Origin of the sequence: Peteryoungia desertarenae, assembly GCF_005860795.2 — a bacterium.
GTDB lineage: Bacteria > Pseudomonadota > Alphaproteobacteria > Rhizobiales > Rhizobiaceae > Allorhizobium > Allorhizobium desertarenae.
In genome coordinates this window covers 3,494,378-3,507,891 of the sequence record NZ_CP058350.1, presented here as the reverse complement: position 1 = coordinate 3,507,891, position 13,514 = coordinate 3,494,378, and the positions used below count along the sequence as shown (strand labels likewise).

Sequence of the window (13,514 nt, the reverse complement as noted above, 5' to 3'; positions counted from 1 at the left end):
TTTTGTCCTCCATTCCTGCTTGAGAGCCTGGGCCGGAGGTTTGAGTCAGTCGAATCCCGATTATCAAGGCACAAAAAAACCTGCCCGAAGGCAGGTTTCAAAGGGGATTTGCCTTGCGTCAGGCGGTTTCCTGGTACTCGGCCCCATCGGGCTCGCGCAGAACATAGCCGCGGCCCCAGACGGTCTCAATATAGTTGGCACCGCCGGCGGCGTTTGCGAGCTTCTTGCGCAGCTTGCAGATGAAGACGTCGATGATCTTCAGTTCCGGCTCGTCCATGCCACCATAGAGGTGGTTCAGGAACATTTCCTTGGTGAGCGTGGTGCCCTTGCGGAGCGAGAGAAGCTCCAGCATCTGGTATTCCTTGCCCGTCAGGTGAACGCGCTGGCCACCGACTTCGACGGTCTTGGCATCCAGGTTCACGATCAGTTCGCCGGTGATGATGATCGACTGCGCATGGCCCTTGGAGCGACGGACAATCGCATGAATGCGGGCAACCAGCTCGTCCTTGTGGAACGGCTTGGTCATGTAGTCATCGGCACCGAAGCCGAGACCGCGAACCTTGTCCTCAATGCCGGCCATCCCAGACAGAATCAGGATCGGCGTCTTTACCTTGGAAAGACGCAGTGTGCGCAACACTTCATAACCGGACATGTCCGGCAGATTGAGGTCGAGCAGAATAATGTCGTAATCATACAGCTTACCAAGGTCGACGCCTTCTTCGCCCAGGTCGGTTGTATAGACGTTAAAGCTCTCGGATTTGAGCATCAATTCGATGCTCTGAGCCGTCGCGCTATCGTCTTCAATGAGTAGAACCCGCATATTTATCCCCTTTACCGCCGCCGAAAGGTCAAGATGGCCCCCTACGCGATACGGATCCAGTCGTTGCCTGATTTGAAGGCTGCCACCAAATGGTTAACAAATTCTGATTCCCTCTGGCAAGGTGTATCGAATTTATTAAGCAAGGATACCAGACTCCTGATTTCTCATGTGTTTCGGTCATCGCCACACTTGAACCAGATGGGCCGAAAATTGCCCTAACCGATTCATTTGACTCATCATTGTCATCAACCCGATTTCGGGTTCCGGCATTTACTGACCCTTAAGTGATCGGCTCTATCATTAACGATGCCCGTAAACGAAAGGTTACCAACGGTAGGTTTTCGTTAACGTCGCTGACTTTTTTTGGACGAATCAGAGACAGCAAGGGCGTGTTGAGTAAGCAAGTGTGGCGGGGGGTCTCGCATCACGGGAGTATTGCGTATGAAGTCGCGTGAGAGCCTGGTACGCCTGAAGGGATTTCAGGTTACCGAAAAGCGTCGGCAATTGCAGCAGTTGCAGTCAATGATGGCGGAGTTCGAAAGGATGGCGAAAGAGCTTGAGGCTCAGATCGGCATCGAGGAGAAAAAATCCGGCATCACCGATCAGAATCATTTCGCCTATCCCACATTCGCCAAAGCTGCACGCCAGCGTGCCGACAATCTCCAGGTCTCGATCCGGGAATTGAAGGTTCAGCAGGAAGCTGCAGAACTGGCGCTGGAGGAAGCGGAAGCCGATTATCAGAAGGCAGCCGCGCTCGAAGAGCGTGACGGTCAGTTGCGGGCACGAGCCTGACATCATAGTCGGTCGAGATTCGGCAAAACAGGCGAACGCAGTGTTTCTGCGCTCGCTTCTTTGTGGTTGAAAGAGCCTCGTTTGCGTGAGCTAGAAGCTCATGACATCTTTCCAATCGGGATGACGGGCAACCTGTGCCTTGAAGAACGGACAAAGCGGGATGATCTTCCAGCCGCCCTTGCGTGCCTCGTCGATCGCGAAAGCTGCAAGAGCCTGTCCGACACCCTGTCCCTTGAGTGACTCCGGGACGCCCGTATGGTCGATGATGATCAGGCGCGGGGAGGTGCGTGAGAAGGTCATTTCCGCGACATCGCTGACCCCTTCGACACGGCCGACATAGCGGCCACCTGAGCTGGTTTCTTCGATCGAAATTTCCATCCCGGTTCCCTTTCCTGGCGCTTTCGCCCATGCGTAGCACCTAGACCCGTTCCAGCCAACAGAACTGATTCCATTTGGAAATGAACGTCTCTGGAGACCGGTGGAGCCAAGGCTATCAAACCCTGCTGTGCTCCAAAGGGAAAACCGGCGGATTGTTTCCGCCGGCCTCAAAAAAATTGCAAAATCTATGATTTGGGTTGGCGTATCGGACGGATATCCGGATCGCCTTGCCGTAATGCTTAATGGCGATATTGCTGAATACGGGTGGTGCGAAGGCCGGGCAGGCCATGGTCATTGATGGATGACTGCCAGGACAGGAATTCCTCAACCGTCAGCGTATAGCGTTCACAGGCTTCTTCGAGGCTTAACAGGCCACCGCGAACAGCGGCCACCACCTCTGCCTTGCGACGGATGACCCAGCGGCGCGTATTGGCCGGCGGCAGGTCGGCAATCGTCAGGGGGCTGCCATCAGGACCGATGACATATTTTACTCGAGGGCGGATCATTTCGGTCATTGGACTCTCTATACATACTCAAGACCACACCCGGGCATCCTAGACCCGAGGCTTTAAAATTTGCCTAAGCACGTTGTAAGCATTTGATAATAATCGTTACGAACTTCTGTTGTGCTATGAACTGACTATTTTGCCCGTTATGGATGTTCCGACTGCCTTCCGTAGCGTAAAGTTGCGCAAAACGCATAGGAGTTATGCAGCATCTGGATCTATTCAAGTTTTAATTAATATGACAAAAGCCCGCCAAACACTCGGGCCACATGCGCAAAAGCGCGAAAGTTCATTCTTTCGTCGCGACAGGGCATTCCGCAAGATCGGAGATAGGTCCAGTTGATACTGTCCCCCCATGGGATCCCTTAGTCTTACATTGGGTACGAATGCCCCGGCCGAGCGAAGCCTCTGCCGAAAGGAGCAATATGTTCAGGCCAGCTGAGTTTGACCGTACGTCCGCTGTCGACGTTTCTGGTGATATATATCCGATCCATTCCGCCGGAGCCCAGAAACTGGGAGAGGAGCTGGAGGCTCTCGGTCGCAGCTTTGGTTTCCGCTTTTTTCTGCTCGGACTGTTTCCAAAGGGCGATCGTCCTGAATTTGCGGCCAATCTGTTGCTGACCAATTGGCCGGATAATCTTCGCGATGCTTATGAAGCTGTCGATCCGCTTGCCAATAGCATCATGACGATGGAACTGAAGCAAAGCATGCTGCCGCGCTATTCGAGCGAGGTGCCGTTCCTGTCATCGCAGCAAGTGCAGGCGAGGGACCCCTTGCTCGACACGTTTGTGGCGCTTGGCTTCAACGGCACCGTGTCGCTCAGTCTCCACGACAGGAACCTGACCCATATCTTCCTGGCCTATTCCGGCTGCTTGCGAAAACCTGAACGCCATGACATGGCCGCCTTGCATTACGGCGTGCTGGAACTGTTGCAGTCCGGTGTTGATCAATTGCTGCCGAGCCAAGGGCCTCGCGAGAAGCTTTCCGCCCGTGAAATCGAATGCCTGCGCTGGTCGGCGGCGGGCAAAAGCAGCGACGAAATCGCGATCATCCTGAATATCTCGTCTCATACAGTTGTGTCCTATCTGAAGAGCGCCATGCGAAAGCTTGAGGCGGTCAACCGAATGCAGGCGGTGGCACGCGCCTGCAGGTTCCGCCTGCTCTGAAGTGAGCGGGACCGAAGGCGCGGCGGCCTTCGGTCCCAGCCGTCAAATCATCATCAGATTGAGTTCGGTGCTGGCATAACCGAGATAGTAGCCGGTTGGTCCGCTATGCTGCAGCGTCAGTTCATCGCCCTCCTCAAGATGAACCAGAGCCATGGATGTCGAAGTCCCGTATTGGCTTGCATGTCGTAGAAGATCGATCGTGCCATTGCGTTTGAGCGTGACACGCGCGAAACTGGTACCATCGGGCGTCACCGTCAGAGCGGCCTGATAGATTCCGGAACTGGGTATCAGGAGCGGCTTACCGTAGCCGGAGGACAGCGCGCTCCCGAGCACTATCCCTCCCTGTGCAAGATGAAGCTCGTCGAACCCTGTAACGGTGCCGTCGGCAAGGCTGGCCAGTTGTGGCGCAAGTGCTGCGCGCGCAAGCGGCCTGGAAGGTAGTCTGACGATGCCGTTGGACAAGATCTCAAGCGCCTGAACCCAGCTACTGCCATCTCCGCTGACCTTGATAGACAGCCGATCATTGCCGGTCAGGCCGATCTCGGCGCGTCCCGACCAATTCGTCTGCAGCATCAGGCTTGCCGTATCAGTGCTCGCCGCCTTGTTTATCGACAGGCGATGGCCTGTCCCCTGGTGGGTGAAAAGGCTGCCATCACTGGCAACCGCCAGCCGCAGACTGGCCGAAGCGGTGGCCGCGAGACCAAGGGTTTCGGCTTCAAGGGAAGCTGGCAGGGGAAGATCTGCCCATTCCTCGCCATTGAAGAGTCTGATGCGGCTTTCGCTTTCGATGTAAGCCCGCCAGCCCGTTCTTGGCGTCAGGTAGAGCCATGTGCCGTCCTGAAAGACGGCGACCTGTCCATCGCGTCCCGCCCATTCTGCCAGAGCCGTCGGTAGAATGATGAAAGACTGCCCTTCTTCTGGGCCTGCGGGCGCTCCAGTCCGGCGATCGATGACTGTCAGTTGCACGATTGCGTCAAGGCGTTGCAGCGCCTCATTGTGCGTCACATGCTTTTGGGCCTGGGCGGGAAGGATATAGGGGAGCTGAAGTCGTTCCGTCTGTTCTGCCACGGTGTTCTCCTTTGCGGCGTTCGGGATCGCACCATGCGAGCCCAAGTGTCGCTGCTCAGGATGAGCCGGTTTCCGCGGAGGGGGACGAAATCAGCTATGCTGCCTTGATTTTATTGCTGAATCCGGAAAACTCATCCCCCGGAAGGTGCCTTTGCCCAGGCGATGAAGTCGGAGTTGGCGAAATCGACCTCGTTTTTGCGGTTTCGTTTGCCATAGGTCAGAGGATTGCCCGATGGATCAAGGGTCTTGCCGCCCGCTGCCCGCAGAACGGCATCGCCTGCGGCGGTATCCCATTCCATCGTGCGGCTGAAGCGGGGATAGATGTCGGCGAGGCCTTCGGCTAGCAGGCAGAACTTGAGCGACGAGCCGATCGCCTTCTGGGCATGAATGGCGTTGGCCGCAATGTAAGCCTGCGTCTCGACGCTGTTGTGAGATCGGCTGACCAGTGCGCAGATCTCGTCCTGAGGCGTGCGTGTCTCAACCGTCAGACGTTCGATAATGCTGAAATCAGCACCTACGAGCTGCTTTTCTGCCCTGCCGGGCTTGCCCGCATAGGCCATGCCAAGGGCCGGGGCATAGACATAGCCGACCACCGGCTGGCCTTTTTCGATGAGCGCTATGTTGACGGTGAAGTCATCATGGCGGGCGATGAATTCGCGCGTGCCGTCCAGGGGATCGACCAGAATAAACGTGTCTGCGGTGATTTGCGGCACGAGCCCGGCGGCCACCTGCTCTTCTGCAATGACCGGAATGTTGGGCAAAAAGGCACGCAGATGCTTAAGGATAATTGCTTCCGCCCGCTCGTCGGCCTCCGTCACAGGGCTGTTGTCGCCCTTCAGTCTGATTTCGGGGCCTTGATGATAGACCTTCAGGATCGCGCTGCCGGCTTCCAAAGCCGCTGCTTCAAAAATCGCAATGATCCTCTGGTGGTCGATCACAAAAATGCTCCCGTTTTCACCTGTGATTTCATGAGCCTGCCTTGGCTGTAAATAGCAGTTCGGCACTCGGTTCGGCTTTTCAAAAGGAGCTTATGTCTGTGATCAGAAAAACATGAAGGCTCCATGTCCCATTTGTGATGATTTGCGTCCCAAACGCGCTTGCTCTTTATGCTGCCTGTGCGAATGTGCGGTGAAATCTTCAGAGGAAGCTCAATGCGTTATTCCGCCTTCTCTATCTTCCGTCAGGGCCTTTCTGGCAACCGGAACTGGGCGCCGATGTGGCGGGAGCCCGATCCCAAGCCGCATTATGATGTGATCATTGTCGGCGGTGGCGGCCATGGTCTGGCGACGGCCTATTATCTCGCCAAGGAGTTCGGCATCACCAATGTCGCGGTTCTGGAGAAGGGCTATCTCGGGTCTGGCAATGTCGGACGAAACACGACCATTATCCGCTCCAACTACATGCTGGAGGGCAATGAGCCCTTCTACGAGTTCTCGATGCAGCTCTGGGAAAATTTGGAGCGGGATTTCAACTACAATGCCATGGTTTCCCAGCGTGGCATCATCAATCTCTTTCATTCGGACGGCCAGCGCGACGCCTATGCCCGGCGCGGCAATGCGATGATGATGCACGGCGTGGCCGCCGAACTGCTTGATCGCGAGCAGGTCCGCAAGATGATGCCCTATCTGAATTTCGACCATGCGCGCTTTCCGATCATGGGTGGACTTCTGCAGAGGCGCGGCGGGACGGTGCGCCATGATGCCGTGGCCTGGGGCTATGGTCGCGGGGCGGACGAGCGCGGCGTCGATCTCATCCAGCACTGCGAAGTGACCGGTATTCGCCGGGACGAGCTCGGACGGGTGACCGGTGTCGAGACGACGAAGGGTTTCATCGGCTGCAACAAGCTGGCGCTGGCGACTGCCGGTCATACGTCCGTCACCGGCAAGATGGCCGGGCTGGACTTGCCGATCGAGACGCATGTGCTGCAAGCCTTCGTGTCGGAAGGCATCAAGCCGGTCATCGACAATGTCATCACCTATGGTGCCGGGCACTTCTACATTTCGCAGTCCGACAAGGGCGGCTTGGTCTTTGGCGCGGATATCGACTATTATTCCTCCTATGCCCAGCGCGGCAATCTGGCGACCGTCGAGCATACGATCGAAGAGGGGGTCTCGCTGATCCCCGGTCTGTCACGGCTTCGGGTGCTGCGTGCCTGGGGCGGTGTCATGGACATGTCGATGGACGGGTCGCCGATCATCGACAAGGCGCCGATCGACAATCTCTATCTGAATTGTGGCTGGTGCTATGGCGGCTTCAAGGCGACGCCGGCCTCCGGTTTCTGCTTCGCCCATCTGATTGCCAAGGACGAACCCCATCACGTGGCCCGGCTCCTGCGGCTGGACCGCTTCCAGCGCGGCTTTGCCATCGACGAAGGCGGCAAGGGTCCACAACCGAATTTGCATTGAGACATCATCATGGCCAGTCTGATCCATTGCCCCCATTGCGGACTTCGTCCGAAGGAAGAATTCTCGATCCGGGGAGACGCCTCGCCGGTTCGTCCTGCTGCAACGGCCTCTGACGAGGCCTGGTATGCTTATGTCTATGTGCGTGACAATCCGAAGGGCCGTGTCATCGAACACTGGCATCATACGAGCGGTTGCCGGCGCTGGCTGGTCGTTGAGCGCGACAACGCCGCCAGTCACGAGGTCTACAGCGTCCGCGATGCGGTCGAGCATCAGCGCGAGGTGGCAAAGTGACCGGTTATCGTCTGTCGTCCGGCGGTCTCGTCAATCGGGGCCGCAGCCTGAGCTTCACCTTTGACGGCGAGACCTACAAGGGCTTCGAAGGCGATACGCTGGCCTCAGCATTGATCGCCAATGACCAGCTGCTGGTCGGTCGCTCGTTCAAGTATCACCGCCCGCGCGGCATCGTGACGGCGGGTAGCGCCGAGCCCAATGCGCTGGTGACCATCGGAAAAGAGGGACGCACGGAGCCGAACACAAGGGCCACGGTTGCCGAGCTTTTCAACGGCCTTGAAGCCAAAAGCCAGAACCGCTGGCCATCGCTCAAATACGATATCGGCGCGGTCAACAGCCTGTTGTCGCCGTTTCTCTCGGCTGGCTTCTACTACAAGACCTTCATGTGGCCGAAAGCTTTCTGGGAAAAGCTCTATGAGCCGATCATCCGCCGTGCCGCAGGTCTTGGGGCAACGCCCTTTGTTGCCGATCCCGACCGCTATGAAAAAGCCTGGGCGCATTGCGACCTGCTGGTCATCGGCTCCGGGCCAGCCGGGCTGATGGCGGCGCGAGCTGCTGCGCGCGCTGGCCTGCGCGTCATTCTTGCGGATGAGGGTTTTCGCTTTGGTGGATCGCTGCTGAACGAACGCTTGGCCGTGGGTGGCCTATCGGCTGCTGACTATGCCGCATCGGTTGTCGAGGAGCTGAAGAGCGCCGCGAATGTCACCCTGATGCCGCGCACGACCGTGTTTGGCTGGTATGACGACAATGTCTTTGGTGCGGTGGAAAAAGTGCAGAAACATGTTGCGGAGCCAAGCCCGGATCTGCCGGTCGAGCGCGTCTGGCGCATCGTGGCCAAGCGCGCGATCCTCGCCTCCGGTGCCGAAGAACGTCCGCTTGTCTTTGGCGGCAATGACAGGCCGGGCGTGATGACGGCGGGTGCGGTTCGCACCTATCTCAATCGTTACGGTGTCGCTGCGGGGCGCAATGTCGCCGTCTTCACCAATGGCGGCGCGGGCTATCGCACGGCTGCCGATCTTGTTGCCGCAGGCGTCGGTGTTGCGGCCATCATCGACGGACGCGCACAATCTGCCGATGAAGCGCCTGCCGGTGTCCGGGTGATCCGGGGTGGCGGCATTGTCGATACCAAGGGGCATTACCGGATCGAGCGGCTGATTGCCGAGCGCATGGGTCATCAGGAAGAGATTGCCTGCGATGCGCTGGCGATGAGCGGCGGCTATAGCCCGATCGTGCATCTCGCCTGCCAGCGCGGTGCGAAACCTTATTGGTCAGAGGATCATCAGGCGTTTCTGGCGCCGGATGTGGGGCAGGGGCTGCGGATCGCCGGTTCGGCTGCCGGTTACGCGTCCACCTCCGCCTGCCTGCGCGACGGTGCGGAAAAGGCGCATGATGCCATCGGAGATCTCGGCTTTCTCGTCGGCGTGGTCGATGTGCCCGAGGTCGAGGGTGAATACAATGCGGATTTCGCACCGCTATGGTATGTGCCCGGAGCGAAATCCAAGGCATTCGTCGATTTCCAGAACGACGTGCATTTAAAGGACCTGAGCCTTGCCCAGCGCGAGGCCATGGGCCATGTCGAGCATTCCAAGCGCTACACGACCGGCGGCATGGCGACCGATCAGGGCAAGCTCGGTAATGTCGCGACGATTGGCATCATGGCCGGCATGCGTGGCGTTTCTCCGGCCGAAATCGGCACCACGACCTTCCGGCCCTTCTACACGCCCGTGTCTTTCGGGGCGATGGCGGGCACCTCACGCGGCGAACATTCTCGCCCCGTGCGCACCTCGCCGCTGCATGGCTGGGCAAAGAAGAACGGCGCTGTCTTTGTCGAATCCGGCCTCTGGTATCGCTCCTCCTGGTTCCCGCGTGCGGGCGAGAAGACTTGGCGCGAGGCCGTGGACCGCGAAGTGCTCAATATCAGGTCCAATGCCGGCATCTGCGATGTCTCCACCCTTGGCAAGATCGAGATCTTCGGGCCGGATGCCGCCGAATTCTTGAACCGCGTCTATTCCAACGCCTTCCTGAAACTGCCCATCGGCAAGGCGCGCTATGGCCTGATGCTGCGCGAGGACGGGATCGTCTATGATGACGGCACCACGAGCCGGTTGTCGGAGGAGCACTTCTTCCTGACCACGACCACGGCCTATGCCGGCGAGGTGATGACGCATCTGGAATTCTGCTCTCAGGTTCTCTGGCCGGATCTCGATGTGCGCTTCGTGTCTTCGTCCGACCAGTGGGCGCAGATGTCGGTTGCGGGCCCCAAGGCGCGGATCATCCTTGAACGGATCATCGAGGACGACATTTCGGATGAGGCCTTCCCCTTCCTCTCGGCCCGCGAGGTGCTTCTGAAGGGCGGGCTGAAAGCGCGCTTGTTCCGCATATCCTTCTCCGGCGAACTTGCCTTCGAGGTCGCAGTGCCTGCCAATTACGGCGAGGCCGTCGCCGATCAGATCATGGAGGCGGGCAGGGAGCATGGGATCTGCGCCTATGGCGTCGAGGCGCTGAACGTGCTGCGCATCGAAAAGGGTTTCATTACCCATAGCGAGATCGACGGGCGCACGACACCGGATGATCTCGGGCTTGGCCGGATGTTCTCCGTGCAGAAGCCCGATTTCATCGGCAAGCGTCTGTCGAGCCGCTTCGGGCTGACCGCCGCCGACCGACCGCAGCTCGTGGGCCTGAAACCCGTCGACCGGGACAAGAGCTTCAAGGCGGGCGCGCATCTGCTCAAGGAAAATGCCAAGCCCTCGACGCTCAATGATCAGGGCTGGGTCTCCTCCGTCTGCCATTCGCCGACGCTCGGCCACACGATCGGCCTTGCCTTCCTCAAATCCGGGCGCGAGCGGCTGGGCGAGAAGATCCTCGTCTGGGACGGCTTGCGCGGCGAGGAGGTTCTGGCCGAGGTGGTCGATCCGGTCTTCTACGATCCGGACAACAAGAAACTGAAGCTGTGAGGAACCGACCATGCCGGTGAGTTTTGCTGCCCGTCACGTGCTCGATGACCATATCTCCGGTTTCGAGGCGACACCCAACCCCCATCACCTGTCTATCCTGCGCTCGCCGGTCGTTTTCTCCGTGCTTGCTCACAAAGGCCATGAGGCTGATATCGACGAGGCCCTGACCACGATGGAAGACGTTCATCCGCGCGTCTGCGGTCCGGGCGAATGGCTCGTCGTCAGCGAGGCGCTGAATGCCGAGGCCATCGAGCGCGCGCTTGCAGCTCTCGGCGCCGCTCGCGCCCCCTTCGTCGACCAGAGCGATGGCCGCGTGGTGCTCAGGATCGAAGGTCCGCGCGTGCGCGCCATTCTCGCCAAATGTACGGCGCTCGATCTGCACCCGGATGTCTTCGAAATCGGCCAGTCGACCAATTGCCAGATCTGCCACGTCGCCGCCAACCTCGCCCGCACCGGCCAGGACGCGTTCGAGATCATCGTCATGCGCAGCTTCGCCGGCTTCCTGTTTGACGAGATGCGCGAAATGGGGAGGGAGTTTGCGCTGACGGCGGGGTTTGCGTGAGCTTGCCTGGTCTCGAACAGTTCCCACCGTTCATCTGGCTCGGTTTTCCAGTTGCGTTGGCCTTTTATCTGTCGCGGCTGTGGTCCAAGCCGAATGTATCCCTTGGCTTCGTCATCAACAGCGAGCTTTACGGCGCCTTTTTCCTCGCGCCCTTCATGGCGCTTATCGCCTCAAGACTTCTGTTTCCGGGAGATCTGTCGCTGCTCTCGTTCTGCTCGTCCTATGGCTTGACCATAGTTTTCACAATGGCGTTCTTCGCGATTGCATTGATGAGGGGGCGACATAGATTGATGATCTATGGCAATCCGCCAATTCTCTTGCTTCTTCTGCTGAACCTTCTCTTATGCGCTCTCGATTATCTGAATTCCTATTCCGGATATTTCTCTTGCGATGGCGACCGGTGCCGGAGATATGCGGCTGTCTTCGGCTATCCTGATCAAGCCAATTTTATCAGTTTTGCCTCCCATATGGCGGTTTCTGCTCTGCTCACTCTGGTGTTGACGAAGATGAGGCCAAACGCCTGAGGCTTGCTTTGTCACCTTTGCCGCTGGTCCCATCGCCTCCTTCGTAGCTTATCCGATGCGCAAGGCACATTGCGATAGTGAACCGAAGGAGCAGGTTTCCCGTTTATGCTGCAAAGGACCTCGCCCCCGCATGTTTCACCTGATGTTTTCCCTGCCATGGCTGATCGTGGCCTTGCGCTTCATCGCTCCTTTGCCGTGGCCATGGTGGGTGCAGCTTTCGCTCGCCATTTTCCTGCTGTTTGCCTCGCAATATCACCTGTTCAGCCGGTTTACGTCGGGATCGGTCTTCGCGCCGGAATTTCCGCGACCACTGGTGATTGCCTTCAACCTGTTCTTCGGGGCGATAGTACTCTTGGCCGCCATGCAGGTGATCCTCGATCTGGTCAGCATCCTGATCTTTGCTCTCACCTTGTCATTTCCGGTTGTGCCGCCGGAGGTTCGCTATGCGATGGGCATCGCCGCGCTGTTGCTTGCAAGCTTTGGCATCAGCCAGGCGATCCGCGTGCCAAAGGTGAAGCGCATCGAGGTTCAGATCCCCGGTCTTGCGCCTGATCTCGACGGTTACCGGATGGTGCAGCTGACCGACATGCATATCAGCCGGCTGTTCACAGTCGCCTGGGCACGGGCCGTGGTGGAAAAGACCAATGCGCTCGATGCCGATCTGATCGTCGTCACCGGCGATCTGATCGACGGCAGTCTCGATATCCGCCGCGAGGACATTGCGCCGCTTGCAGATCTCAAGGCCCGTCACGGCGTGCTGACGGTGCCGGGCAATCACGAGTATTTCTTCGATGTCGATCGCTGGCTGGCACATTTCCCCGAACTCAACATGCGCATCCTCGCCAATGAGCATCACGTCATCGAGCGGGGGGAGGGCAGGCTCGTCATCGCCGGTGTGACGGATCTTTCGGCGCGGTTTACCGGGGCGGTCGAGCCCGATCTGGGGCGGGCGCTGCATGGCGCGCCTGCCGATGCCCCCGTCATCCTTCTCGACCACCAGCCGCGCATGGCAGAGCGGGCCGCAAAGCACGGCATTGCGCTGCAACTCTCCGGCCATACACATGGCGGCATGGTGCGCGGCCTCGACCGGATCGTCGCCCGGGCCAACAATGGCTATGTCTCCGGCTTCTACCGGGTCGGGGAGATGCAGCTCTATGTCAACAACGGCACCGGCCTGTGGCCAGGCTTTGCGCTCAGGATCGGCGTTCCGGCGGAACTGACGGAGTTCACGCTGCGGTCGCCGACGGGATGATGGGCAGGCGTGAGGCTGGTCGGGGATCGCCTGCCTCTCCCGTTCAGGAGGCCAAAGCAGGATGGTCCGAGGGATCTCGAACTGAAAACGTCAGCCCCACTTTTACCCCGGGTGCCAGCCGGTGGTGGATGCGCAGCAGCCGGTCGAGGGTAAACTTGGCCAGATCGGTATTGCGCACGCGGGATATGTCGGCTGCGGTTACCCCCGTCATGCGCTCTGCTTCCCGGACGCTGATCTTGCGCTCGTCAAGCACCCCGATGATTTCGGCGGCGAGCCTTGCTTTCAGAAGTTTGGTTTCGGCTTCCGGATCGCCGAAGTCTGCAAAGATGTTGCCGCTGCCGCGCACGACTTCGAAATCGTCTTCACTCATGACATCATTTCCTCCAAGCGTTTCAAGCGGGTTTTAATCGGTTCCACCTCCTTCTGAGGTGTGGCTGTTCCCTTGGTGGATTTCTTTTGAAAGGCGTGAACCACCCAGATCGCGTCGCCAATCTGGACCGCCTAAACGACGCGATAGGCATCGGAGCGGTAAGGCAGCGCAATTTCCAAAACGCCTGAGCCCAGACCCTTCATTGGTTTTGCGATATCGGCCTTTCGGCCCTCTGCTGCGATCACAAGCGCTGTTGCGATGAGCTCGCGGGCGCCTGCCGGAAACGCCTCGAAGTCTTTGCGTGCTGGCTTTAACCAGAGGATCTCTTTCATGGCTTATGTTGTCATATTTGACAACGCTTCGCAAGCTGCCCAAGGGACCTGTCAGGAGTACCGGTAGGCCGGATAGCACGCCGCGCCCTGAACA

At 58.6% G+C, this 13,514-nt stretch carries 16 protein-coding genes; 8 read left to right on the top strand and 8 right to left on the bottom strand.

Features of this window, described 5'->3' with window-relative positions; genetic code table 11:
- Window positions 1-118 precede the first annotated feature (118 nt).
- Complete coding sequence (ctrA, locus tag FE840_RS17035) at window positions 119-820, bottom strand: response regulator transcription factor CtrA (RefSeq protein ID WP_006725856.1); 702 nt, start codon at window positions 818-820, stop codon at window positions 119-121.
- A gap of 441 nt (window positions 821-1,261) precedes the next feature.
- On the opposite strand from ctrA, the gene FE840_RS17030 reads away from it, so the two are divergent.
- On the top strand, window positions 1,262-1,612 hold the full coding sequence (locus FE840_RS17030; protein WP_138287813.1) for a flagellar export protein FliJ: 351 nt from the start codon (window positions 1,262-1,264) through the stop codon (window positions 1,610-1,612).
- A 90-nt stretch (window positions 1,613-1,702) separates the two neighbouring features.
- Here the strand turns inward: FE840_RS17030 and FE840_RS17025 are convergent, their stop codons facing one another.
- Both FE840_RS17025 and sciP read right to left on the bottom strand, forming a co-directional pair.
- Window positions 1,703-1,990 (bottom strand): GNAT family N-acetyltransferase, encoded by a 288-nt coding sequence (locus FE840_RS17025; RefSeq protein WP_138287812.1) that lies wholly within the window; start codon window positions 1,988-1,990, stop codon window positions 1,703-1,705.
- A gap of 239 nt (window positions 1,991-2,229) precedes the next feature.
- A complete protein-coding gene (gene sciP / locus FE840_RS17020) occupies window positions 2,230-2,505 on the bottom strand; it encodes a CtrA inhibitor SciP (protein WP_006725852.1) in 276 nt (91 codons plus the stop codon).
- A 416-nt stretch (window positions 2,506-2,921) separates the two neighbouring features.
- Between sciP and FE840_RS17015 the strand changes: the two genes are divergently transcribed.
- The gene (locus tag FE840_RS17015; RefSeq protein WP_138287811.1) at window positions 2,922-3,662 is read left to right on the top strand and encodes a helix-turn-helix transcriptional regulator; all 741 of its coding nucleotides are present in this window, start codon (window positions 2,922-2,924) and stop codon (window positions 3,660-3,662) included.
- A 42-nt stretch (window positions 3,663-3,704) separates the two neighbouring features.
- On the opposite strand, the gene FE840_RS17010 is transcribed toward FE840_RS17015, so the two are convergent.
- Both FE840_RS17010 and cysQ read right to left on the bottom strand, forming a co-directional pair.
- Entirely contained in the window at window positions 3,705-4,730 is a 1,026-nt protein-coding gene (locus FE840_RS17010) for a DUF2793 domain-containing protein (RefSeq protein ID WP_138287810.1), read from the bottom strand.
- 131 nt (window positions 4,731-4,861) lie between these two features.
- Complete coding sequence (gene cysQ / locus FE840_RS17005) at window positions 4,862-5,668, bottom strand: 3'(2'),5'-bisphosphate nucleotidase CysQ (RefSeq protein ID WP_425502146.1); 807 nt, start codon at window positions 5,666-5,668, stop codon at window positions 4,862-4,864.
- Window positions 5,669-5,881: 213 nt separating this feature from the next.
- Here cysQ and FE840_RS17000 point away from each other — a divergent pair, with 213 nt between their 5' ends.
- From FE840_RS17000 to FE840_RS16975, 6 genes are all read left to right on the top strand, one after another.
- On the top strand, window positions 5,882-7,135 hold the full coding sequence (locus tag FE840_RS17000; protein WP_138287809.1) for a sarcosine oxidase subunit beta family protein: 1,254 nt from the start codon (window positions 5,882-5,884) through the stop codon (window positions 7,133-7,135).
- 9 nt (window positions 7,136-7,144) lie between these two features.
- Window positions 7,145-7,426: a sarcosine oxidase subunit delta gene (locus tag FE840_RS16995; RefSeq protein ID WP_138287808.1), complete on the top strand. Its 282-nt coding sequence runs from the start codon at window positions 7,145-7,147 to the stop codon at window positions 7,424-7,426.
- A complete protein-coding gene (locus FE840_RS16990) occupies window positions 7,423-10,380 on the top strand; it encodes a sarcosine oxidase subunit alpha family protein (protein WP_138287807.1) in 2,958 nt (985 codons plus the stop codon). Before FE840_RS16995 ends, FE840_RS16990 begins: the two co-directional genes overlap by 4 nt.
- A gap of 10 nt (window positions 10,381-10,390) precedes the next feature.
- Window positions 10,391-10,942, top strand: coding sequence for a sarcosine oxidase subunit gamma (locus tag FE840_RS16985; RefSeq protein ID WP_138287806.1), 552 nt, complete (start codon window positions 10,391-10,393; stop codon window positions 10,940-10,942).
- Window positions 10,939-11,466: a hypothetical protein gene (locus FE840_RS16980; protein ID WP_138287805.1), complete on the top strand. Its 528-nt coding sequence runs from the start codon at window positions 10,939-10,941 to the stop codon at window positions 11,464-11,466. The genes FE840_RS16985 and FE840_RS16980 overlap by 4 nt, the downstream gene beginning before the upstream one ends.
- A 130-nt stretch (window positions 11,467-11,596) precedes the next feature.
- Window positions 11,597-12,718 (top strand): metallophosphoesterase, encoded by a 1,122-nt coding sequence (locus FE840_RS16975; protein ID WP_138287804.1) that lies wholly within the window; start codon window positions 11,597-11,599, stop codon window positions 12,716-12,718.
- Between the two features lie 43 nt (window positions 12,719-12,761).
- Here the strand turns inward: FE840_RS16975 and FE840_RS16970 are convergent, their stop codons facing one another.
- Genes FE840_RS16970 through FE840_RS20805 form a run of 3 tightly spaced genes read right to left on the bottom strand, consistent with a single transcriptional unit; the run spans window position 12,762 to window position 13,420 of the window.
- Complete coding sequence (locus FE840_RS16970) at window positions 12,762-13,088, bottom strand: helix-turn-helix domain-containing protein (RefSeq protein WP_138287803.1); 327 nt, start codon at window positions 13,086-13,088, stop codon at window positions 12,762-12,764.
- Window positions 13,085-13,192, bottom strand: a complete 108-nt coding sequence (locus FE840_RS21205; protein ID WP_210271774.1) for a hypothetical protein — start codon at window positions 13,190-13,192, stop codon at window positions 13,085-13,087. The genes FE840_RS16970 and FE840_RS21205 overlap by 4 nt, the downstream gene beginning before the upstream one ends.
- Before the next feature lie 27 nt (window positions 13,193-13,219).
- Window positions 13,220-13,420, bottom strand: coding sequence for a hypothetical protein (locus tag FE840_RS20805; protein WP_210271773.1), 201 nt, complete (start codon window positions 13,418-13,420; stop codon window positions 13,220-13,222).
- Window positions 13,421-13,514 lie beyond the last annotated feature (94 nt).